This is a genomic window from Flavobacterium resistens, assembly GCF_900182645.1.
In the GTDB taxonomy this organism is placed as follows: Bacteria; Bacteroidota; Bacteroidia; order Flavobacteriales; family Flavobacteriaceae; genus Flavobacterium; species Flavobacterium resistens.
Genome location: NZ_FXTA01000001.1, coordinates 434,442 through 457,710, shown reverse-complemented (window position 1 = coordinate 457,710; position 23,269 = coordinate 434,442). Strand labels below are relative to the sequence as shown.

Here is a 23,269-nt window from a genome sequence, read left to right as displayed (position 1 = left end):
TGGCTTAAAGCTTAAAGCTTACAGCCCTAGAAAAGCTTTTTCAGCAATTTCTAAATCGGTTGTGCCTCTAAAACCACTGAAACCAACTGATAATTTTGTTCCATTGTTTAACGTTATCGGTTGTCCGCCTTGCCAGCCTATTAAATCCGGAGCTTCGATTCCGTTTGCGTTTTCATCTACAATTCCGTTGAAAACCATTTTCTCATATTCTCCTGTTTTTACGCCGGTTAACCAAACCTGACTTGCTTTTGTCCAGGCAATTTTATAAGATTGTCTTTGGCGCGGTTTGTCGTTTCCGTACATTTTGCCGTGCACACTTCCATTTTCATCAATGATGCAAACCGCTACATTTCCATTTGAAATTTGTCGATCTTCTTCTATTTGAAGATATTCTGGGATTAGTTTTTCAATTTCGGCGAAAGCCAGAGCAATTTGAGAATTCATTTAATTGTAAATTATAAATTGTTAATGATTAATTTTTTTAGCATATTGCCTAAAGCTTAATGCGAAACAAAGTTTCAAATTTGCAGTAATAAATTATTTCATTTCTTAAACTAGATCAAGAAATAATAATAAATAAAACCTCTTATATTTACTTTTTGTTTGTAAATGAAGTTATTGCCAATTCTTAAAAAGAGATAAAATGTTTCAGAAAATTCACGATTACCTTTCCAGATCTGCGCGTCTTTCTAAAGAAGAAGTAAAAATCTTTGAAAAAAATCTTGAATTCAGAATGGTTCCGAAGAAAACGATTCTGCTCAAAGCTGGAGAAATCTGTAATTTTGAAGCTTATATCAATAAAGGATGCATCCGCGAATATTTTATTGACCGTAACGGACAAGAATTAACGCTCCAATTTGCCATCGAAGACTGGTGGGTGAGCGACATTACAAGTTTTGAAGATCAGGTTCCGAGCGACATGTATATTGAAACTCTGGAAGATTGTGAGCTTTTGGTTCTGACAAGGCAATCTAAAGAAAACCTAATCAACGAAATACCACATTTAGAAAGAATGTTTCGTTTGATGATTCAGCGACATTTATCGAAACTACAAAAGCGACTTTTTAAAACTGTTTCTTCAACAGCAATGGAACAATATGTCGAGTTTATTACGCGATATCCAACTATTTCACAGCGTGTTTCGCAACAATATATAGCTTCATATCTTGGAATTACTCCTGAATTTTTAAGCCGATTGCGAACAAAACACTTAAAAAGCGGAAAAGCACAGGAATAACTACTTAGCTTTTTGAAGCTTCTCTATTCTTAATATGATTTCGATGCGAAATTCCCCATTTGATCATTTCAGTAATTATGGGGCCAAAAGATTGGCAATACGACGTTGATTCATAAAGAATCGGGATTAGAGCATCCGGATCTTCAGTTCTTTTGACTAAATTATTCAGTTCCATGTCTTTTAATTCTTTCGATAACATTCTGGACGTAATTCCGGGAATACTTTCTTTGATGTCTTTGAATCGGTTATTTCCGTTACATATCGAATTGATTATAGGAAGTTTCCATTTTCCTCCCAAAACATACAAAGTATCCTGAAGCGCCTGAAATTCTTCTTTTTGATTTCTTGCCATATTTTTTTATAAAATTAAATCTTGTTGTGTCTTTACAGAAAATTTCCAAACAAACAAAAATATAAAAGAAATCATAAAAATGAATAAATATTTTTATTTATGTATTTAACTACGTAGTTTTGTATAATAAAATTTTAAAGCAAATGAAACCTGTAATAATTCCAATAGAAAACAAGTTTGAAAATGTCATTGCCGACTTAATATTAAACATTCAAATTAATGAATTCAATGTTCCGATTACGAGAGAAGATCAGCCCGATTTATTCAATATCCAGAACTTTTATTATGCAGGTGGCGGCGGTTTTTGGGGAGCGTTTATTAATGCTGAATTAGTTGGTACAATAGCTTTGGTTAAATTTGATGAGCATTCGGCCGCAATTCGAAAGATGTTTGTAAAAAAGGAATTCCGTGGAAAAGAGTTTTCAATTGCTCAGAAATTGTTAGAGACTTTAATAGAATATTGCAAAGAAAACGGAATCGATGATTTATATTTGGGAACCGTTGCAATTTTAGAAGCCGCATTGCGATTTTATGAAAAGAATGATTTTGTGCGAATTGAAAAAGAATCGCTTCCAGAAAAATTTCCGTTAATGAAACCCGATAATGTTTTCTGTCATTTAACTTTAAAGAAATAAAGATGAATATTATAGACGAATCAGGAATTTTAGCCATTTCGACGCGATTACAGCGCTTGAGCGAGCAATTGCGAAAAGACGGCGCATTGGTTTACAAATCATACGGAATTGATTTTGAACCGAAATGGTTTCCAGTAATTTATACCTTATATCATAAAGATACTTTAAGCGTTGTGGAGATTGCCAATGAAATTGGATACACACATCCGTCAACGATAAGTTTGTTGAAAGAACTGGAAAAACAAAAACTGATTCGCTCCAAAAAAGACAAAATCGACGAACGAAAAAGACTAATTCAGTTGACTCCAAAAGGGCAGGAGATGATCGAAGAAATGAAACCCGTTTGGGAAGTCATGAAAAATGCTTTAACCGAAATCACCAACAATCAAAATAATCTGCTAAAAGCAATTGAAGAGGCCGAAAATAAAATTTTGCATCAGAGTTTTTTGCAGCGGGCTTTACAGTTGAAGAGCGAGGGAGAGGAATAAAAACAAAAAGCGATCTTACTTTAAGATCGCTTTCCTCTTTTATAATTGGCGTAGAATAAATTGATATTCAGGATATGTGATAAAGTTCGATATGCTCCAAAAACTACTCCATTCTCATTTACCACATACCTAAAAATCGTTTTTATTATGTACGATAAAGTGTATGTTTTGGTTTTCTGATTTTGATGTTTTTGCAAAACTTTAACATCTGGTAAATTTTGATTTATAAATGAAATTGATATTTATGTATCTTTATAAAATAAAATTATAAAGATGACCATTCAGCAGTTAAAATATATTGTCGCTTTAGACGAAGAACGTCATTTTGCAAGAGCCGCCGAAGTTTGTATGGTGACACAACCCGGACTTACGATTCAGCTAAAAAATCTCGAAGAAGAAATTGGAATCAAAATTTTTGACCGAAATAAAGTACCACTCACGCCAACCGTTTTGGGAATTGAGATTATCACTAAAGCCAAAAAGATTCTTCGTGAAGTAGATGAAATTCGGGATTTTGTGATAAATGAAAAAAATCTATTGGAGGGAGAATTAAAACTCGGAATAATTTCGACTTTATCGCCTTATCTGATTCCGTTGTTTATTCAGGCCATGAAAGAAGTGGCTCCAAAAGTACATTTCATTATCAAAGAAGCTTACACCGGAGTTTTAATGAAAGAGTTAGAAACCGGCGCGATTGACGTTGCTATTATGGCGACACCAACGGGAAACCCAAATTTGATAGAACATGTTATTTTTGAAGAACCTTTTGTTGCTTATTTGAATCAAACCCATCCGATGGCGAATGAAGAATTTTATGAAATGCAACCTAGCGATAAAACCGAATTATTATTGCTGCATCATGAATATTGCTACAACGCACAACTTCTGGACATTTGCGGATTAAAAACGTCGGATAAAATAAAGGAACAATTTACGTACGATATCAATTCGATTGAAACCTTAAAAAACCTGGTTCGAGCGCATTTAGGATTTGCGATTATTCCGAAACTTTCGACATTGAATGAATCGGCTGGACTTTTCAAACCTTTTAAAGAACCAGTTCCCGTAAGAGAAATAAGTTTAGTAGTTTCCGATTCGTTTTCAAAAAAGTTATTACTTGAAAAAATGAACGAAGCAATCTGGAACTGTCTTCCTGAATCGCTTAAAAAAGATTTCAGTTATAAAAAAATACGCTGGAACGATTCGCCTTATTTTATAAAGGCAGTTAGTAAGTTTATGTAATGCTTAAATTCCAAAATAAAAATTCCAAATTCCAATTTTGTTAAGACTTGGAATTTGGAATTTTATGTTTTTATCATTTCAACCGAAGGGAGAAATGACAAGCTTATATTGAATTGATAATTAATAATTAATAATTATTTTTTAGAAGCTTCAATAATCACATTAGCAACTTTCTCAGGCTGAGAAATAAATACCACATGGCTTCCTTTTATTTCAGTGATTTTAGTGTTAGAACGTTTGTACATTGCACGTTCGATATCAGGGTTGATACTTTTATCTTCAGTTGCTACGATTCCGTATGAAGGTTTAGTTCTCCATGCTGCTTTGGTAATTGGTGTTCCAAAACCTTGAGCGTGAAATGCACCTTGCGAAGCAAACATAAATTCAGCATCTTCTTTGCTTAAATCACCAGCAAAACCAGCGTGAAATTTAGCTTTGTCATAATAAGCAATTCCTTTATCATCTGGAGCTAAGACACCATTTTCAGGAGCCGGAGGAGCAGTTTGTAACCATTGAATAGAGTTTTCTCCGTTATCAGGTTGTAAAGCTGCAACATAAACTAAAGCAGCAACTTTTGGGTGATTTCCAGCTTCAGTAATTACAGTTCCACCCCAAGAATGTCCAACCAAAACTGTTGGTCCGTCTTGTTTGTCTAGAGCTAAATTAGTTGCTTTAACATCATCTTCCAAAGAGCTTAACGGATTCTGAACGATGGTTACATTATACCCTTTTTTAGTCAAAACCTGATACAAGCCTTTCCATCCTGATCCGTCTGCAAAAGCACCGTGAACTAATACTACGTTTTTAATTTTAGGAGCAGTTTGAGCGTTTACGTTGGCTGTTGTAAATACTAAACTAAAGATTATTACTGCGAATGCTAAAAAGCTTTTAAATATTGTTTTCATTTTATTTAGATTTTAAAATTGATATTGATTTTTGATATTGTTATTGAAGAATTAATTTAAAGTAACAGCCAAAGTAATTTCAGTATTTAGCAATTTAGAAATTGGACAAATTTCTTTTGCTTTTTGAGCTGTTTTCTGAAAATCTTCTTCAGAGATTCCAGGAACTTTTCCAGTAAGTTCTAAAGCAATTAAAGTGATCGTTCCGTCTTCAAAAGTTACTTTAGCTACTGTGTCTAAATCTTCTGGAACAAAACCAGCTTCCGATAATAAAAAGCTTAATTGCATAGTAAAACAGCCAGAATGTGCCGCTGCGATTAATTCTTCAGGATTAGTTCCAACACCTTGCTCGAAACGCGTTTTAAAAGATAATTGTGCATTATCTAAAGTTGTGCTTTGTGTACTAATGGTTCCTTTTCCTTCCATTCCTGTACCTTTCCAGTTTGCGTTTGCTCTTCTTGTAAATTTCATGATTTCTATTTTTTAAAGTTATTTTTAAGATGATCAAATCATTTCTTTGATTTTGATGAAGCAAAGGTATGGTGAAGGTGTTTATTAATCAAATTAATAATTTTTTGTTGTTATAAAAAATATTTATAATTATAAATAAAAATAGGAAGTGAGAAGAAAAGTTCTTTTTGAATATTTTTCAATTATGGTTTTCCATAAATAAACTTTGGATTTATTCATGTTATTTGTTTTAAGATAGTGATGGTCACTACATCTTAAATAATAATTAAAAAAATAAGATTATGGAAGCAGTTGAAGCAATTAAACCTGGTCCAAAACCGAAAAAAGAAGACGGATCATTAGATGAAAGAAGACGTGTAACTCCTGACAAAAAGAAGGATTACCCTCCTTTAAAAGAACATGATCACAAGCCAAAGGATTGATGAATTATGATTTAAAAAAGAGACAGTTTTATACTGTCTCTTTCATATAAGTTTTTCTTCTGCTAGCGCGAGCGGGGACAGTCTATATTAGTAGAGATATTTAGCCCTTCTTGTCAACTTTCCCTTCAACAATACGTTGGTATATTTTTAAAACATCTGCCGGTAGGTGTTCACGGTAAAAATCATCTCCTTTTGGATTTAAATCTTTTTCAATCATTATTCTTAAGCATTCTTCAACAATATACCATGCCATGTTTTCATTATCAAAATCTACAATTGGTTTTGCAGTATATGGTAAACCTGTAAATTGTCCTAAATTATTATTATCTGTCGTCCATCTGCAGAAATCTAATACTATTGGAACGATTTTTAAACTAGGTTTTTCTTCTTTTAATTTAAAAGCTCTTGCAATTTCATGTTCATGTATATATTTAGTTTTCATAAAATTTGGACTTATCATAAAACAAATGATATCGGAATCATCAAAATTAGATTGAATATCTTTATTCCATTCAGAGCCTGCTTCTAATTCACTGCAATACCAAATAAGATACTTTTCCATCTAATTGTAGAGAGGCTAGATGCTCTATGAATTTATTAACAAGCCCTAAGTCTTGTTTAGAATATGACAGAAAAATTTTTTTCATTACAGTTGGTTTTTTTAAAAATTTCTTGAAATTAGTGAGTTTGTAGTATTTATTATCATAGAAAAATGTCCAATTACCGTTATTTTCATTCTCATGAATTACATTAAGCGGTAAGTAATTGCTACCATCAATTGTTATCATTTCATCAACATCATATTTTATGTTAATTTGGTTTATTTTGTTAATCAATTGAAATACAAAAGGTGTATCATTAGAGTTATTGACCTTATAAAGATCAATAGATGCGTTCCCTACTTCATCTCCTAGATTAAATAATATTTTAATAATTTCATTAGTTATAGGATCTTTTATTACTAGTCCGTTCTTCCAATAATAGTAATAAATGTTTGATCCTTTTTTTTCGCTAATTACTAATTCACCGTATTCTTGAAAAATATGTAAAATTACATTCTTATGAATATAGCCTTTATATAAAAATTTTCTGTAAGGTTTGATATTATTATCAATGAACATTTCTACAGATTGAATAGGTTTTTCGGGTAAATACAGAGGAGCTATAAATAAATCATTATATGGATTTTTAAATATGATTTTGAAATCCATCATTAATTTTAGTATGCTATACTTTTGCTCTATAGATAAGATATGTGGGAAAACTTCATCTAAATATTCTTCATTAAATTCACCACCCTTTTCATATAGATCTTCTAATATTTTGTAAACTTTGTCTATTACCCATTTTTTATTAATATATATGATGTCTTTTTGATCAGAGTTAGGATAGTACATAAGTACTCCAACTTGATTTAAATAGTTGGCTAGAAATTTTGATTGTTCTAAGGTGATTTTTACATCTTTAAGTGAATTGCAAAAAATCGAAAACTCTTTAAAAGTAATTATAGGATCTTTATCATAGTTTTTTATAGCGTCTTTTACTTTGCCATAAAAATCAGGTAATTTAACCCCAATAATTGATGTTTTATTTAGCATTTCAAGTAAAATCACATCAAAATAATCAATTTTTCGCTTTTCTTTTATTGAAACACCAATGATGTCATAAATAAAAGGATAAGACTCTTTTAATTTTTGATTATTTAAAAAAATTAAATCTTCTTGTTTAAAAACTTTATTTTGGACTATTAAAACATCACTGTTAAATTCACTTGAAGATTCTTCTTTAAAATCAAATATTTCACTATTATCTTCTTTAATATAATATTTAATTGATTCTAGCCAGTATTTTAAAGGGAAATCTTGAAATTCAACCTCTTTTTCAATTCCTTTTGATGTTTTTTGCATAATTGTTCTTTGATTCAAACAATTACTTTTTTCATCCCATAAAAGAATATATATAGTATTTGAACTAAAAAATAAATGATGTGTATCATGAAAATAGTCATGTCCTCCAAAATCAAACAAGTTTATCGTACATCTTTGATTTAATTTTTCTAACAAATTTTTACTTGAAATCCGTCTTTCTTCCAACCAATGTGTCGAATTATGTTCTTTATCCAAATCCTTTTCATCATCTAAATATTTTGCCAAAGTTGTTTTTCCAACTTCACTATTTCCAACCAGTATAACCTTAACTTCCTTATTAATATAGTTTTTACCTTCGGATATTTCTTCAAAATAATTTAAGACAGCATTTTTTCCAATATTAACTATTTCTATTGGTGGTTTTTGAAGTGAGTTTTTTGCAATATTTACTGTGTTTTTCTGCCATTTTGAGTTAGTAATATTTAAATTTAAAATTATTTCCTTTAAAGGTTCTAAGTCTTTTATTAGATTTCCATGGATATCTAAAGTGGATATTGCTGGCAGTTCAACTTTTTTGAAAAAAACAAGACTTTTTATTAAGTTATTACTTAAATATAGTTCAGCTAGTGAATGTAATTTTCCTTTCAGAGAAATTGAGTCGATTTTATTATTATTTAAGTACAAAAACTTTAAATGCTGTAAATTAAGATTTGGTATTTTTTGTATAATATTATTGCTGAGATTTAAATATTCGAGATTGGTCAATTTTTTTAATGGATCAATTATTTATAATTCTTCCTCTTAACCATTTTTTTTTATCTGTATGCCAGTCACCACCCATAACTAAGTTTCTTAAATTAGTTAGGTTTTTTATTTCCTCGGGAATAAAGCCAATACAGTTATTGCTATTAATATTACTATATTTACTATTAGTATAAAAATTTATATGACTACTATCAATATTATAATTTCTTCTAATATTTTCACTTCGACCTTTTCTCCATCTGTTATTTATAAATTCTCCCCATTCATTGCTTATAATTAAGGTCTCCAAATGGTAACAGGAAAATAACTCAGGGACTTCATAAAGGCTTGTTAAATAAGAATTTCCAATATCAAGATATTTGTCCTTAAACTTAATGCTGTTACTAATTTCTTTTTTTACAGATCTTAATCTGTTTGTACAAAAATTAATTATTATATTATTTAAGATATCACTGAAATTTAATAATTCATCAGTATTTAAATCCGAGATAAAAAAAACATCTCGAATGTTTTTATGTAGTTTTAAAAAAACACTTTGAAGATTTTCATCAATTTCCCCATTAACATAAACTAAAATTATCGAGCTTGGGAATTCTGTATTGATCGAATTAATAGTGCTTTTCTCATAGTCTAAACTTTCATTTTCGAATTGAGAACTAATTAGAATAAAAATAGTCCTCACTTCAAGGTGAGTTTTTAAGTAACTTAATTCTTTATCACTTATTGAATTTATTTCCTTGATGTTTGTTTTAACGTTGTGATAATTATCTGAAACAAGTATATCTACTCCATTATTAACCCATAATGTATCCTTTTTTTTAAAGATCTTATTGATTAATAATGTTTTACCGCTACCTTGTTTGCCGATAAAAATTAGATTGCAGTATCCATTGCTAGAATTCTCAATATCCATTCTCTTTTTTTACTGATTTTCTTTCAAACATTTTTTTAAAATACTTTATTTCAAAATATCACAAGTGTAATGAAAATTAAAAAAGAAACAATGCGTATTTATACTGGATTATTGAGTGAGAACAAATAAAAAAACGAGACCTTCTCTAAAAGAAACATCTTGCTTCATCATTTTTATTCTTCAATAATACTCAAAATAGTCTTTGGAATTTCGGAGAAAGCCTCAAAAGAATAAGATTTTATAAGAAAGGCTTTTACGCCTAGATTATCGCATTTTTCTTTGTATGACGGTTTTATGCTTGTTGAATAAACAAAGCAGGGGATATCTTTTAAGTCTAAATTGTTTTGAATTTGCTGTAAGACCCCTGTTGGCGCGAGCGTCTCGCTCGTGAAAGTAAAGTTGGATTGAAATTAATGTGGACAGGGGCGGGACGCTCGCGCCAGCGGTGTTTCTCATAACTCTACTTTTCCTGCCAATAATCTAATTCCGGAAACTCAATAGGCTCTCTGCCTTGCCATTTAGGAAATACGAAATCTTTTGGAAGCGAATATTGCGATATTTCAAAATCATTTTTTTCTAAATTGAATTTGGCAGCTCTAAATTTCATTATTTCTATTTTTTCTTTAAAATTTTCAATCCATATCCTTCCAAATGTGTATGATTTATCTTCCGATACTTTATCCATTCCTACAGTAAGAAATATATTATTGCCGTATTTTTCTTGAAATTTTAATAGTTGTTTATCTAAATTAGTTGGCAAAACAATTTGTGATTCATACCATTCCTTACCATCTCTTGAATGCCATCGCATCCAAAATTGTACAGGAAGTTTTTTACCTTTTGCAACATTTAGCTTTACATTTTCATTCCATTTTATGTATGGAATCGGATCTTCATTTGAATATATTATACTGCCATCTTTGGTGTAGCCCGCAATGGCTATACTATAATCTCTTTTATCTTCTTCTTGAGTCGTGAAACCAATATCATATGGATATTCTTTTTCTCCTTTTTCCCAGACAGAATAAGGAATACCATGAATTTTCCAATAAATAAAGGATTCCTTAAATCCGTCAGATAAATTTCGATACTCCTTTATATATTTATTATAGTCGGGATCTTTATCTTTCCATATACCCTTATTTTTTGCTTTAAATTTGCATATTTCAGTACTGCCAGTTCCTCCCTGCATCCATATCGTGACATTTCCGCCAGGAGCCATTCCTGCTACAATCAGACTATATTCTTGTTGAACACCATAAGAATCTATCACTTTTTTTTGAAACAATTCGAGCATTTTATTTCTGGGCAATTTAATTCCTGCTTCGTAATAATATCTATCAACTGCACAAATCCAATTTACCGCAATGCTATCGGGAACGGGCTTGTATTTGTCACCGCCAACATAACCACCACTAGTAATGCCCCAGCCTTGATCTATTCCTGCGCCAGAAGATGCGCCAGCAATGCTTTTTCCATGATAATAAAACTCAACAAAAGGTCCAGTTGCTCCATAATATTTTGGTGCGGATAAACCAGCATTCCAGTCAAATGTATCTTTGGGCTGACAGCTTGCAAATAAACCAATGATTAAAAAGCAGTATAAAAAAAATCTAACTTTTTGGTACATAAATTTCTCTTTTATAAATTACTTTATCTTCTTTTGTAATTGGTTCAACTGGCTCATTTACAAAAACATAGTCTGATAAAAAATGATGATCTCCTGTTTGCACTGTTAAAAAATCATTTTCTAAACCGCCGTAATGTGCTGATAAATGAACGTAGTTATGGTGTATGTGTTTGTAGATCTCATAGTTTATCTCGTAGGTTGAATCTTTGTCTTTGTTTTCTTCTTTTGAAGCTACTCGCATGATTTCTAAGTACTCTCGCAATGCATCAAATGATTCGGTTTCGGGAATTTCAAACTCAAAAGGATATTTAACTGGTGGATCTGCTTTTTTATAATTGTTTACAAAAGGCACATCGTTTTCTATTGCCTTTTCCAGCATAAGCTGCATGGGCACTAGCGAATACTTGTTTGAAATATATCTAGAATCTTTTAGTACATAATGATCTGATTTTTTGGTTTGATATACTTGATACATTGTGTTCTTTGAGATGGTTTTTCCTTCATCAGGAAAATCATTGGGTGCTTTTAACTCTCTACTGGATACGCCTGTTTCCATAGAATTTGGCGAAATACTGGTTTCAGTAACGTGATCGTAGGTGTTTATAAATTGCAACTCCTCATTACTGCAGATAAATCTCTCTGTATAAAATTGCTTAAATTTCTGCATTTGGCTGAGGACTTCTGTATTGCCAAGTGGCACATCAAAATAACTTAGTACAGGTTCGTAATGGGTTAACTCTGCATATCCGCCGCCAATATCGGAGTGAGAACCAATCATACCTAGCGTATAACCTTGTTCTGAAGGGGTAAAAGCAAAGTTTTTTCTCCATTCTGTAGAAGCTTTTATATGAAAAACTTTGCCTATTTTCAGACTTCCTATATTAGTTTTTATTTCTGGCAATGCTTCTTGAGCCAAAGGAGCAAGACTCAAAAGAGGTATAATGGGCGCGCCAAGCCCTAATTTATATCCCATATTTTCTTTTACAACCATATCTGATATTACGGTATCAAAAAGACCTAAAAAACGAATTTCTATTTTGTAGGTTTCTCTAACAGGCAGATATCCTTTTGCATTAAGCTCGAATCCTAATTTCCCTCCGGCATGTTTATCAATTATTATTTTTCCAGAAGGGATGGGGTATTTATCATAAGGATCATTGATCATTTCATTTCTGTATGTGGCTTCTTTCATTACTTCATTACAAAAATGCCTTGCCGCAGCAGCTCCTCTGCTAAAGCCAAATACATCAATTACAACTTTATTGATTTTTTTGCCTTTGGGTACTGCACTAAATTGATCTTGTACTACTTTTTCGACACCTTCAGTTACCCGACTTATTACACCCCAAGTGTCTCTGGCTAAGCCTGAGCCCAAAATATCATCTGGCTTTCCTTGTTTTGTACCAATGCCTTCTACATATTGCTTAAGAATTACATGTTTGCCATATTTGGGATAGTTTTTTTTATCTTCATAGTCCTTTGTTTTAATAGTTTTATATAAATCAAAAAGTTTGGCGATATTCGAATAAGGATTCCAGTAGCTATCACGATCTGTAATTTTTACTTTTATTTTTTTACTTTTTTTATCCTTATCTTCTATTGTAATTTCTGTTTCTTTGTTTGCAGGAATATCTTTTGGGTCTATCCTGTCGGTATTATTTCTAATTTTCGAGTAATAAACACTGTCAGAATTGAAACGATTGTTTCCTGTACCGTCAAAAAACATTCCCAAGTATACATTTATGGAGTTTTCGGGCTGTTTGGGCACATATTTTTCTGGTTCGCCATAAGTATAGTTTTCAGCAAAATAATCTATAAATCCGTTGGAGTTATGCTCAATTCCGCCTTTGGCATAAACTCTGGAAGTTCCTCCTGTTTTTTCTGTAATATTTCCTTTTACTCTAATATATTCTGACATAATTATAGTTCTTCGGTTATGGTATAGGTTAAAAAGTCAATAGCATTAAACTGGCCATCTGCGTAAAAAGTTTTGTTGGCAATCTCTTGAATTTGTTCTTTAGGCATCATGATAACTCTAGAGCCATCAGATTTTCTGATTTCATCGCCCATTTTTTCTAACCTGAAAGCTTCAAAATTGATTCTGATATGGCAAGACGAGCTTGTCATATAATTGCCGAAGGGATCACTATAGTTGACAGAGTCCTTTCTAATTAAAAAATAGGCACTGTTTTTCGAATTATGAAAACTATAATTTTCAATGCTGTTTCCCATTATGGTTACACCGCTAATTGTTCTGATTGACATCTTTACTAATTTTGTCTGGTTGCTTCACTGCTGTTGTTTTGTATTCCTTTATCAGAATGAAACTCGTGGCCCAAATCGCTTTGAGTAATAATTTTACTTTCAGAAGCTACATTTCTATCTTTTTTAACTTCTGAATTTGAATCACCATCAATTTGTTTATGACTGTCTCCAGCTACATATAACCTTTTATCCAAGCCTACACTAGTGTCCAGAATTCCGCCAATACTTAAAGTCTTGTTTAAAGTTGCCGTTTCGTTTATATGCGTTCCCGCAGTAGTAGTAATGCTCTCAGAAGCATTAATAATTAAATTTTTGCAGTTAAGCGTCAAAGTTTCAGGCACGGTCAAGGTTGTACTTTTAGTTTCTTCATTCATGTGCAATTCATTACCACTTGGGTCTGAAAGCCAGATGCCAACTTTTTCTATGAATTTAAATAACTGACCAAAAAGAAGTTTCCAACCTTTAATTCTGTTTTTGGAGTCATAAAAATCTGATTTTGCTTGTCCGTTATAATGCGCTCCCATAACATAAGGACACTGAGCATTACCACCTTCAAAACCAACCAATACCTCTTCACCAATTTCAGGTATAAAATAAAATCCTTTTCCGGCTCCTGTATGTGGCTGGATCATTCTGATCCACTGACTTTTTGTACTTCCCATTCCCCAATAAAATTCAACTCTTACTCTCCCAAGTCCTTCAGGATCGTTGTTGTCTTTTATTTTTGCCGGCTGGGTTTCTGCCTTAGCAAAAACTTTTGTATCTGTATAATGCGGTACCGATACATCGGCAGGAATTGCTTTGAATTCACAAGTGTAATTGCCATGTACTTCAGAGTGGTGTGTGGCTTCTATACAAACAAGATGGCGTTCTGTATCTTGGTCTATAATCATAAACATCTGTCCAAGTCCTAACGGAAAATAAGATATTCCGCTATAATACACACTGTTGGCATCGCTTGCTGCTGTCTGCAGTGCGATCATTTCTTCAAGTTCATCTTTGTTTTGTGCATTATTGGTATAAGCTCCGACAGTCAAATCAGGCTGAGCAACGGTTCCTTGATTAAATCCAATATTTGACGCTAAACCGTCTTTGCTTCCTGATGTGGTTCTGGCTGATGAATTTCGGATATTGGTTGCATTATAATAATCATAACCGCCCAGCGAAATTTTATGCGCACTCATATTGGCCTGTATGGTAAAGTCATGGAGTGATGCCCCGTTGATGAGTCTTATTTTTGTGTTTTTGATTTGCCCAAACTGCATGCGCATTCCGTCAAAATAAAACCATTGACCATAACGCTGCGCCAGCCTTTTGAGGAAATTGAAATTGGATTCGTTATATTGTGCCATATAGCTGAATTCCTTCAAATAGGTCGACCTGATTGCATCTCTCTGATAAAACTCAGTTGGGCCTTCAGACAAAAGATCCAGCACAATATCATCCATTCCTCTTTCAAGATAGGTTCTGGATTTTGGCATGCCGTCAATAACAATGCTGTGGCTTGTTCCGCTTACATGAAGGCCGACCGGGCTTCCATTCTTGTCTACTGAAGTCAGTCCGGTTATTATGCCTTTGCTCATCAGTTTTATTCCTGTAAGACTTTTGAAAGTAAAAATAACTTCATTTCCATTGTAGCTTTTCATTGCCTTATCTTGCTCTGCGGGAGGAATGACTGCTTTTGCGTTATATTTCCAGACAAATGAAAAATAATGATGATCTGCCATTTTTTGTGACAGTTTCAAATCATAATAAATAATGTTTTGGGTAAAACCTCCAATCGTAATATGTACTTGGTCAGAGAAATGTGCCATAATTTTATGTGCGTTTTGGTTAGATAAGTGGATACTTAAAAAAAAAAATATTTAGTAAACGTATATTTGTTTAATAGGAAATATTGTATTAAAAAGTTTTATTTTTGATAGGATAAGTTTTTTTTTAAAATATAACCCAATATAACTTCTTATAAAAACGAGTGCTCTAGCCCTGATGGAAGCGACATCCTTTTGTGGTGGTGTTCACCACAAAAGATACAGCGGACAGCAGGAAACAGCTTCTTATTCATGATCAAAAAATAAAGATTAAGTATACTCCATGATACCACCAAAAAACCAACCTAATTTCCAATCTAACTTTGTCCCATTAATTTAAAAACATAAAATAATGGACAATTTAAAAGATAAAGTAGCCGTAATCACAGGCGGAAACAGCGGTATTGGTTACGCCGCAGCAAAACAATTAAAAGAGCAAGGCGCTCAGGTTATTATTACCGGAAGACGAAAAGAAGCTATTGAAAAAGCAGCGCAGGAATTAGGTGTAATAGCATTTACGGCAGACCAGTCAAGTGTTGCAGATATTGAGAATCTGGTTGCTAAAGTGAAAGCAGATTTCGGTGCGGTTGATATTCTTTTTATCAATGCAGGAATTGCGGGCCTGGGAACTATCGAACAAACTTCTGAGGAATTGTATGACAGTATTATGAATGTCAATTTGAAAGGCGCTTATTTTACTTTAAGCAAATTTATTCCAATTTTAAAAGAAGGGGCTTCGGTAGTGTTTCTTTCTTCGAATACTGCGAGTATGCCGGGGCCGGGATCTTCGGTTTATTCGGCAAGCAAAACGGCTTTGAATTCGGTTATGAAATCGGCTGCGTTGGAATTAGCGCCACGAAAAATAAGAGTGAATTCCGTTAGTCCGGGTCCAACAGAAACAGAAGTAATGAAAAAAGTCGGTTTAGACGAAACCACCGTAAAAGGTATTATGGATGTTGTAATCGAAAAAGTACCACTTAAAGAAATGGGCAAAGCGGAAGATGTTGCTAAAATGGTTTCATATTTAACCAGCGACGCAGCAAAATTCATCACCGGCGCTGATTTCATTATGGATGGGGGAATGGTGCTTGCTTAAAAGTTATGAGTTATGAATTATGAGTTGATTTATAACCACAAAATTTTTTAACCGCAAAGCGCGCAATCCCGATAGCTATCGGGATACGCAAAGGTCGCAAAGTTATGATACACATAGCTTTGCGATCTTTGCGTTTTTATAAAGCCAGATGAGTTAAAAATCTTTGCCCCCGATAGCTATCGGGATTGCGGTTAAATCACCAGCATATAAAAACTCATAATTCATAATTCAAAACTCATAACTCCAATTCTGTCCATTTCACCCCAAATTTTGTCCGTTTGGACTATTTTCTGATTTCGTAAGTAGGATTGTCGAAATACTTTTGACCCAGAAATTGATTGATTACCAGTTGATTTAAAAATAATTACAATGGAAAATATTAAAAATTTAGAAACAAGTCGAGTTATGAAAGTTGCTGCCGTACAAATTAGTCCTGTCTTATATAGCAGGGATAAAACAGTAGAGAAGGTGGTTAACAAAATAATTGAACTTGGGAAACAAGGTGTTCAATTTGCCACGTTTCCAGAAACAATTGTGCCCTATTATCCTTATTTCTCTTTTTTGCAGGCTCCATTTACAATGGGAAAAGAGCATCAACGCCTGCTTGAAGAATCAGTAACAATTCCATCTGATGCAACTGATGCAATAGGAAAAGCAGCAAAAGAAGCCAACATGGTAGTTTCTATTGGTGTGAATGAAAGAGATGGTGGAACAATTTACAATACACAACTCCTTTTTGATGCAGACGGAACACTTATTCAGCGTCGTCGAAAACTAACACCAACTTACCATGAAAAAATGGTTTGGGGGCAAGGCGATGGCTCTGGCTTGCGTGCTATTGACAGTGCCGTTGGTCGTATTGGTCAGCTAGCTTGTTGGGAACATTACAATCCATTATTCAGATATGCATTAATTGCAGATGGAGAACAAATACATTCGGCTATGTATCCGGGCTCTATTTTTGGTTCGGTGTTCAGTGAACAAACAGAAGTGAATGTTCGTCAGCACGCTCTTGAATCAGCATGTTTTGTTGTTGTTGCAACGGGATGGCTAGATGAAGAGCAACAGGCTCAAATTGCTAAAGATACTGGCGGTCCAATTGGAGCCATTAGCGAAGGCTGTTTTACAGCGATTATTGGTCCTGATGGACAAGTTATTGGCGAAGCACTTAAATCTGGAGAAGGAGAAGTTATAGCCGAAATTGACTTTGCACAAATAGATGCCCGCAAAAGGCTTATGGATGCAAGTGGTCACTACAGTCGTCCCGAACTTTTAAGTTTATTGATTGACAGAACTCCAAAACCTCATGTTCATGAACGCAATGAACAAACCATTTTGCAAGAATAATTTTTGCAGAATAAAAACAAAAAAAAACAAAATGAAAAATAAAGCAAAAATCATTGCTCATACATTATGGGTGATACTATTCTCGCTTGTGTTGAGTGAAGTTACAGCACAAGAGAAAATAAAAACAGATGAGTCAATTCGTCCTTATCGAATAAATATTTCGAATGCCGATTTAAAAGATCTAAAAGAACGTATTCTGGACACAAAATGGCCAACCAAAGAAACGGTTTCAGATCAGTCTCAAGGAGCAAATCTGTCTAAAATGAAAGACTTAGTACATTATTGGTGTACTAGTTATGACTGGAGAAAAGCGGAAGCAAAATTAAACGCTTATCCGCAATTTGTAACTAAAATTGACGGTGTCGATATTCACTTCATTCATGTTCGCTCTAAAGAAAAGAATGCGATGCCTCTTATTTTAAGTCACGGATGGCCGGGATCAGTATTTGAATTTATAAATGTTATTGGTCCATTAACGAATCCAGTTGCTTATGGAGGAAAAGCTGAAGACGCTTTTGATGTTATTATACCTTCATTACCTGGTTTTGGTTTTTCGGGCAAACCAACAGAAGCCGGATGGGATATTGACCGCATTGCAAAAGCGTGGGCTGTATTAATGAATCGTTTGGAATATAAACAATATGTTGCCCAAGGTGGTGATTGGGGAGCTGGTATTGTGAATTCGATGGCATTACAAGCACCAAAAGGATTGCTCGGTATTCATAGTAATTTACCGGCAACATTGCCAACAGAAGGAGGAAAGGCTCTTGCAAGCGGAATAGCACCAGAAAGTTTTTCTGCAAAAGAACGTGCTTCGTTTAATCATCTTAGTAAATCAATTAAAGATGGCGATTTCACTTATAAAATGACGATGACTACAAGACCTCAGGCAGTTGGTTACGCGTTAAATGATTCTCCGGCCGGTCTTGCTGCATGGCTTCTTTTACATCCCGGTTTTGCTAATTGGTCATACGGAACAGATCCTAAACAATCGCCAACAAAAGATGAAGTTTTAGATGATATTTCATTGTATTGGCTTACAAATAGCGCCACTTCTGCAGCAAGGATTTATTGGGAGAACAGAAACTTTGAGATCGTTGGTTCGGCATCAATGAAAACAGACCAGATCAAATTGCCTGTAGCTATTACAGTATTTCCGGAAGATGTCTTTACATCGCCAGAAACCTGGGCACATAAAGCATTCAAAAACCTAATTTATTTTCACGAAGTTGATAAAGGAGGACATTTTGCAGCTTGGGAACAGCCGCAATTATTTACAGCAGAACTACGTCTTGCATTCAAATCGCTTAGATAATAAAAAAAGAAGCTAAGACACTAAGATGCTGAGTTGCTAAGATTTTTAACTCATAGACTTAGAGTCTTATGTATCTCAGAATCTTAAAAACAACAATAATTTTAATAAATCAAAAATGGAAACAAACAATTCAAAAGTGCTTTACACAGCTGTAACGCATACAACAGGTGGAAGAACAGGCGAATCTCGCAGTTCAGATGGTAAATTAGATATTAAACTTTCAAGTCCGGGATCAACAGGTCCTGGGACTAATCCGGAACAATTATTTGCAGCAGGCTGGTCAGCTTGTTTTATTGGAGCGATGGGAAAAGCAGCAGCAAATTTAAAAGTAACGCTTCCTGCAGAACAGTATGTCAGTACAGAAGTTGACTTAGTTTCAGGTGATGATGGATATTCATTACAGGCGCGTTTAAACATTAGCTTACCTGGCTTAGATCCAGAAATTGCAAAAAGCATTATAGAAGGGGCATCACAAACTTGTCCTTATTCTAAAGCTATAAAAGGCAACGTCAAAACAGAGTACAACCTTATTTAAAAAAAGGAAAATCTTCTTAAAGGTCCTGATTCTATTTTTTTAGAAACAGGACCTTTTTAATTTGAGAATTATGAAACAAAAAGTTATTACCGCTATCATTATGGGCTTTATTATTACAGGCCTTATTTCTTTTACACTCATCAGCATTAATATTGGTTACAATGAAAAGTTTTTATTCAAATGGCTGAAATCTTGGTTGATAGCTTACACTATTGTTATTCCGATTATTTTGGTAATTGGACCGAAAGTAGCTTCATTGGTTTCTTATTGGCTGAACAAAAATGAATAACGAGCATTGATACTGAATCAATACTGAAAAGCATATAAAAATTCAACTTTAAGCCTGTCCATTTCACCCCAAACTTCGTCCGTTTGGACTATTTTCTCATTTCGTAAGAAGGGTTATCGAAATACTTTTGACCAAGAAATTAACTGATAACACAAATTTAAAAATCAAAAAAAATGAAAACACTTCAAAAAAACAGACACAATTTTATAAACGTAATTGCAACCGGCGCTTTTATGTTGGCAGCTTCCGTTTCTTTTGCTCAAAATAAAGAGAAACAATCTTCTCCGTCAGATGCTACTTTAATTCGTCCGTATCATATTAGCATTTCACAGGAAGCGATTACAGATCTTCGCAATCGTGTAAATGCTACCAGATGGCCAGAAAAAGAAACGGTAACAGATCAAGCGCAGGGAGTAAAACTAGATCAGATTCAGAACTTGGTTAAATATTGGGGAACCGATTACGACTGGCATAAAACAGAAGATAAATTAAATGCACTTCCTCAATTTGTAACCAACATCGACGGACTGGATATTCAATTCATCCATATCAAATCAAAACAAAAAAATGCTTTACCGTTGATTATTACTCACGGATGGCCGGGTTCATTTTTCGAACTTTTAAAAGTAATTGGACCATTAACAGATCCAACTGCTTATGGAGGAAAAGCGGAAGATGCTTTTGATTTAGTTATTCCATCAATGCCAGGTTACGGTTTTTCTGAAAAACCAAAAGGAACAGGTTGGGGACCAGAAAAAATTGGAAACGCCTGGGATGTTTTAATGAAACGTTTGGGTTACAAACATTATGTTTCACAAGGTGGTGACTGGGGTTCTGTAATTGCCGATGCTATGGCACGCCAAGCTCCGGAAGGTTTATTGGGAATTCATGTAAACATGCCGGCAACAGTTCCTGCAGATATTGCCAAAGCTTTAAAAAATGGTGATTCAGCTCCCGCAGGATTATCGGTTAAGGAAAAAGCAGCGTTTAATTCGCTTACCAAATTATATACAAAAGGTGGCGGTTATGCTGGAATGATGGTAACGCGTCCGCAGACTTTGGGTTATGGATTGACGGATTCTCCGGTTGGTTTGGCTTCGTTTTTCTTAGACAAATTTAACGATTGGACTTACAGCGGAGGAAATGCCGAAAAATCGCTTACAAAAGACGAAATGCTGGATGATATTTCATTGTATTGGCTGACAAATACAGCTAATTCTTCGGCACAATTGTATTGGGAAAATAACAATAACAATTTCAATGCTTTGGAACAAAAAACAGCCGATATTAAAATTCCGGTTGCGATTACAGTTTTTCCTGGAGAGATTTATCAGGCACCAAAAAGCTGGGCAGAAAAAGCATATAAAAACCTGTCTTACTACAATGAAGTAAGCAAAGGCGGACATTTCGCATCATGGGAAGAACCACAAATCTTTACAGTTGAATTACGCGACGCTTTTAGAGGACTAAGAGGAAAACACTAATGCTAAAAATTAACTAATCACTAAATAAAAAGTTATGGAAACGAAAAAACAAAAAACCTGGGTTATAATCGCGATCATCATTTTAGGAATCATTGCCTTTTTGATTCCGAATCAAATTGCAGCTCAAAACGGAATAAAACGTACCGATTTACAAAAACATGATTTAAGCGTTCCAGGACGCGAAGCGGTTCAGGCCCGAATAGATTTTGAAGCCTATTCGGCTTTCGGGAAACATTTTCACCCGGGCGAAGAGATTATTTATGTACTCGAAGGTTCATTAGAATATGAAGTTGAAGGTCAGGCGCCGGTGACATTAAAAGCTGGAGAAGTTCTTTTTATTCCAGCAGGCGTTGTGCATTCAGCAAGAAATAATACAAATACAAAAGCTTCTGAATTGGCAACATATGTTGTTGAAAAAGGAAAACCGGTTTTGGTTTTGAAAAAGTAGTTTTAAGTTTCAGGTTTCAAGTTTCAAGTTGAAATGCGGTTAAACCAATTTATAATTAACAATTTACAATTCACAATTATTAATTGTCCATTTCACCTCAAACTTTGTCCACTTCACCTTTTTTCTCCTTTTAAAACGGGGATTGTCAAGATACCTTTGACGAAGAAATTAACTGATAATCAACTAATCAAAAAAAATAAAATTATGAAAACGCTATTAAAAATTACAAACAACATTTTTGCAAAATCAATCTTAATTGTCATTCTTTTTATGAATGTGAATATAACGAACGGACAAGCTACAAAACAAACAATTGAGGCAAGCAGTTCACTCGGAACTTTAAAACAAATCGACGCTGGTTTATTAAACGTAGGTTATACCGAAGCAGGTCCGTCAAATGGAACTCCAGTAATTTTACTTCACGGCTGGCCTTATGATATTCATAGTTATAATGAAGTCGTTCCGATTTTAGTTGCAAAAGGATATCACGTTTTTGCGCCTTATTTAAGAGGTTTTGGAACAACAACCTTTCTTTCAAAAGATACCTTCAGAAATGGACAGCAAGCGGCTTTAGCGAGTGATATTATTGCTTTTATGGATGCGCTTAAAATAGACAAAGCCGTAATTGGCGGATTTGACTGGGGAGCGAGAACAGCAGTTGTGGTTTCAGCACTATGGCCAGAACGCGTAAAAGGCTTAGTTTCAGTAAGCGGTTATTTAGTGGTAAATTTAGAAGCAAATTTAAAACCGCTTCCACCAACAGCTGAATTAGGATGGTGGTACCAATATTACTTCTCAACTGAAAGAGGAAAACAAGGTTATACACAAAACACTTATGATTTCAATAAATTAATCTGGAAAATCGCTTCTCCGTTATGGAATTTCGACAAAGCAACTTACGATCAAACAGCGCAATCTTTTGATAATCCAGATCATGTAGCAATCGTAATTCACAATTACAGATGGAGACAATCTCTTGAAGCAGGAGAATCAAAATATGATAATCTAGAAAAACGTCTGGCTTCAAAACCTGCGATTAAAGTTCCAACAATTACAATTGGAAGCGATTTTGACGGCGCTTTCGCGGATGGAAAAGCGTATGCCAGCAAATTCACAGGAAAATACGAACACAGAATATTAAAAGGAATCGGACATAACGTACCACAAGAAGACCCAAAAGCATTTGCGCAAGCGATAATCGACGCGGATAACTTGAAATAGATTTCAATAACAATATTAAAAATCAATAAAACAACAATTAACATTTTACTTTTTACAAATAACATTTTACACAAAAAATCATGGAAACAAAAGTTTTATACACAGGAAAAACACACACAACAGGTGGTAGAGAAGGAGCTTCTCAAAGTTCAGATGAACAATTGAATATTAAATTAAGTTCACCAGGATCTTCACGTCCGGGGACAAATCCAGAGCAATTATTTGCTGCGGGCTGGTCTGCTTGTTTTATTGGAGCTTTAGGAATCGCAGCTTCAAAACAAGGAATTAAACTTCCAGCTGATACTGCGGTAGATGCTGAGGTTGATTTATGTGTAACGGAAGGCGAATATTCTTTACAGGCAAGATTAAATATCAGTTTGCCAGGTTTGGATCTGGAAACTTCTAAAGCATTAGCAGCTCAGGCGCATCAAACTTGCCCTTATTCAAAAGCGACAAGAGGAAACATTAATGTTGAGCTTAATATTCTTTAAAAAGTTATAAGTTATGAATTAGGAGTTATGAGTTGTTTTCGA

25 protein-coding genes are annotated in these 23,269 nt (G+C 33.9%); 14 read left to right on the top strand and 11 right to left on the bottom strand.

Annotation, left to right across the window (positions count from 1 at the left end; all coding sequences use genetic code 11):
* Positions 1–18: 18 nt before the first annotated feature.
* Positions 19–444, bottom strand: coding sequence for a GlcG/HbpS family heme-binding protein (locus FN795_RS01890; protein WP_142449093.1), 426 nt, complete (start codon positions 442–444; stop codon positions 19–21).
* A gap of 199 nt (positions 445–643) precedes the next feature.
* Between FN795_RS01890 and FN795_RS01885 the strand changes: the two genes are divergently transcribed.
* A complete protein-coding gene (locus FN795_RS01885; RefSeq protein ID WP_142449091.1) occupies positions 644–1,237 on the top strand; it encodes a Crp/Fnr family transcriptional regulator in 594 nt (197 codons plus the stop codon).
* Positions 1,238–1,241: 4 nt separating this feature from the next.
* On the opposite strand, the gene FN795_RS01880 is transcribed toward FN795_RS01885, so the two are convergent.
* Positions 1,242–1,589: a winged helix-turn-helix transcriptional regulator gene (locus FN795_RS01880; protein WP_142449089.1), complete on the bottom strand. Its 348-nt coding sequence runs from the start codon at positions 1,587–1,589 to the stop codon at positions 1,242–1,244.
* A 143-nt stretch (positions 1,590–1,732) separates the two neighbouring features.
* On the opposite strand from FN795_RS01880, the gene FN795_RS01875 reads away from it, so the two are divergent.
* The 3 genes from FN795_RS01875 to FN795_RS01865 all read left to right on the top strand — a co-directional run bounded on the left by FN795_RS01875 (position 1,733) and on the right by FN795_RS01865 (position 3,954).
* On the top strand, positions 1,733–2,224 hold the full coding sequence (locus FN795_RS01875) for a GNAT family N-acetyltransferase (RefSeq protein ID WP_142449087.1): 492 nt from the start codon (positions 1,733–1,735) through the stop codon (positions 2,222–2,224).
* 2 nt (positions 2,225–2,226) lie between these two features.
* A complete protein-coding gene (locus tag FN795_RS01870) occupies positions 2,227–2,712 on the top strand; it encodes a MarR family winged helix-turn-helix transcriptional regulator (protein ID WP_142449085.1) in 486 nt (161 codons plus the stop codon).
* 273 nt (positions 2,713–2,985) lie between these two features.
* Positions 2,986–3,954, top strand: a complete 969-nt coding sequence (locus FN795_RS01865) for a hydrogen peroxide-inducible genes activator (RefSeq protein WP_142449083.1) — start codon at positions 2,986–2,988, stop codon at positions 3,952–3,954.
* Positions 3,955–4,088: 134 nt separating this feature from the next.
* On the opposite strand, the gene FN795_RS01860 is transcribed toward FN795_RS01865, so the two are convergent.
* Positions 4,089–4,859, bottom strand: coding sequence for an alpha/beta hydrolase (locus FN795_RS01860; RefSeq protein WP_142449081.1), 771 nt, complete (start codon positions 4,857–4,859; stop codon positions 4,089–4,091).
* A gap of 51 nt (positions 4,860–4,910) precedes the next feature.
* Complete coding sequence (locus FN795_RS01855; protein WP_026729627.1) at positions 4,911–5,327, bottom strand: OsmC family protein; 417 nt, start codon at positions 5,325–5,327, stop codon at positions 4,911–4,913.
* Between the two features lie 281 nt (positions 5,328–5,608).
* On the opposite strand from FN795_RS01855, the gene FN795_RS21390 reads away from it, so the two are divergent.
* On the top strand, positions 5,609–5,749 hold the full coding sequence (locus tag FN795_RS21390; protein WP_167498046.1) for a hypothetical protein: 141 nt from the start codon (positions 5,609–5,611) through the stop codon (positions 5,747–5,749).
* A 100-nt stretch (positions 5,750–5,849) separates the two neighbouring features.
* On the opposite strand, the gene FN795_RS01850 is transcribed toward FN795_RS21390, so the two are convergent.
* The 7 genes from FN795_RS01850 to FN795_RS01815 form a co-directional block, all read right to left on the bottom strand.
* Positions 5,850–6,311, bottom strand: a complete 462-nt coding sequence (locus FN795_RS01850; protein WP_142449079.1) for a TIR domain-containing protein — start codon at positions 6,309–6,311, stop codon at positions 5,850–5,852.
* On the bottom strand, positions 6,280–8,382 hold the full coding sequence (locus tag FN795_RS01845; RefSeq protein WP_142449077.1) for a COR domain-containing protein: 2,103 nt from the start codon (positions 8,380–8,382) through the stop codon (positions 6,280–6,282). The genes FN795_RS01850 and FN795_RS01845 overlap by 32 nt, the downstream gene beginning before the upstream one ends.
* A gap of 13 nt (positions 8,383–8,395) precedes the next feature.
* Positions 8,396–9,295 (bottom strand): hypothetical protein, encoded by a 900-nt coding sequence (locus FN795_RS01840; protein WP_142449075.1) that lies wholly within the window; start codon positions 9,293–9,295, stop codon positions 8,396–8,398.
* Positions 9,296–9,755: 460 nt separating this feature from the next.
* The gene (locus FN795_RS01830) at positions 9,756–10,925 is read right to left on the bottom strand and encodes a DUF2931 family protein (protein ID WP_142449073.1); all 1,170 of its coding nucleotides are present in this window, start codon (positions 10,923–10,925) and stop codon (positions 9,756–9,758) included.
* Positions 10,909–12,843, bottom strand: a complete 1,935-nt coding sequence (locus FN795_RS01825; protein WP_142449072.1) for a phospholipase effector Tle1 domain-containing protein — start codon at positions 12,841–12,843, stop codon at positions 10,909–10,911. Before FN795_RS01825 ends, FN795_RS01830 begins: the two co-directional genes overlap by 17 nt.
* A gap of 2 nt (positions 12,844–12,845) precedes the next feature.
* Positions 12,846–13,190, bottom strand: coding sequence for a hypothetical protein (locus FN795_RS01820; RefSeq protein WP_142449070.1), 345 nt, complete (start codon positions 13,188–13,190; stop codon positions 12,846–12,848).
* A 5-nt stretch (positions 13,191–13,195) separates the two neighbouring features.
* Complete coding sequence (locus FN795_RS01815; protein ID WP_142449068.1) at positions 13,196–15,004, bottom strand: type VI secretion system Vgr family protein; 1,809 nt, start codon at positions 15,002–15,004, stop codon at positions 13,196–13,198.
* A 349-nt stretch (positions 15,005–15,353) separates the two neighbouring features.
* On the opposite strand from FN795_RS01815, the gene FN795_RS01810 reads away from it, so the two are divergent.
* From FN795_RS01810 to FN795_RS01770, 9 genes are all read left to right on the top strand, one after another.
* Entirely contained in the window at positions 15,354–16,097 is a 744-nt protein-coding gene (locus FN795_RS01810; RefSeq protein ID WP_142449066.1) for an SDR family NAD(P)-dependent oxidoreductase, read from the top strand.
* A 405-nt stretch (positions 16,098–16,502) separates the two neighbouring features.
* A complete protein-coding gene (locus FN795_RS01805) occupies positions 16,503–17,444 on the top strand; it encodes a nitrilase-related carbon-nitrogen hydrolase (RefSeq protein WP_208743569.1) in 942 nt (313 codons plus the stop codon).
* 31 nt (positions 17,445–17,475) lie between these two features.
* Complete coding sequence (locus FN795_RS01800; protein ID WP_142449062.1) at positions 17,476–18,759, top strand: epoxide hydrolase family protein; 1,284 nt, start codon at positions 17,476–17,478, stop codon at positions 18,757–18,759.
* A 115-nt stretch (positions 18,760–18,874) separates the two neighbouring features.
* On the top strand, positions 18,875–19,294 hold the full coding sequence (locus FN795_RS01795; protein ID WP_142449061.1) for an organic hydroperoxide resistance protein: 420 nt from the start codon (positions 18,875–18,877) through the stop codon (positions 19,292–19,294).
* A 70-nt stretch (positions 19,295–19,364) separates the two neighbouring features.
* Positions 19,365–19,583 (top strand): DUF2798 domain-containing protein, encoded by a 219-nt coding sequence (locus tag FN795_RS01790; protein WP_142449059.1) that lies wholly within the window; start codon positions 19,365–19,367, stop codon positions 19,581–19,583.
* Positions 19,584–19,756: 173 nt separating this feature from the next.
* Positions 19,757–21,067, top strand: coding sequence for an epoxide hydrolase family protein (locus tag FN795_RS01785; protein WP_142449057.1), 1,311 nt, complete (start codon positions 19,757–19,759; stop codon positions 21,065–21,067).
* 34 nt (positions 21,068–21,101) lie between these two features.
* Complete coding sequence (locus FN795_RS01780; protein ID WP_142449056.1) at positions 21,102–21,515, top strand: cupin domain-containing protein; 414 nt, start codon at positions 21,102–21,104, stop codon at positions 21,513–21,515.
* A 204-nt stretch (positions 21,516–21,719) separates the two neighbouring features.
* Positions 21,720–22,736: an alpha/beta fold hydrolase gene (locus FN795_RS01775; RefSeq protein ID WP_142449054.1), complete on the top strand. Its 1,017-nt coding sequence runs from the start codon at positions 21,720–21,722 to the stop codon at positions 22,734–22,736.
* An 80-nt stretch (positions 22,737–22,816) separates the two neighbouring features.
* On the top strand, positions 22,817–23,227 hold the full coding sequence (locus FN795_RS01770) for an organic hydroperoxide resistance protein (RefSeq protein ID WP_142449052.1): 411 nt from the start codon (positions 22,817–22,819) through the stop codon (positions 23,225–23,227).
* The last annotated feature ends 42 nt before the right edge of the window (positions 23,228–23,269 follow it).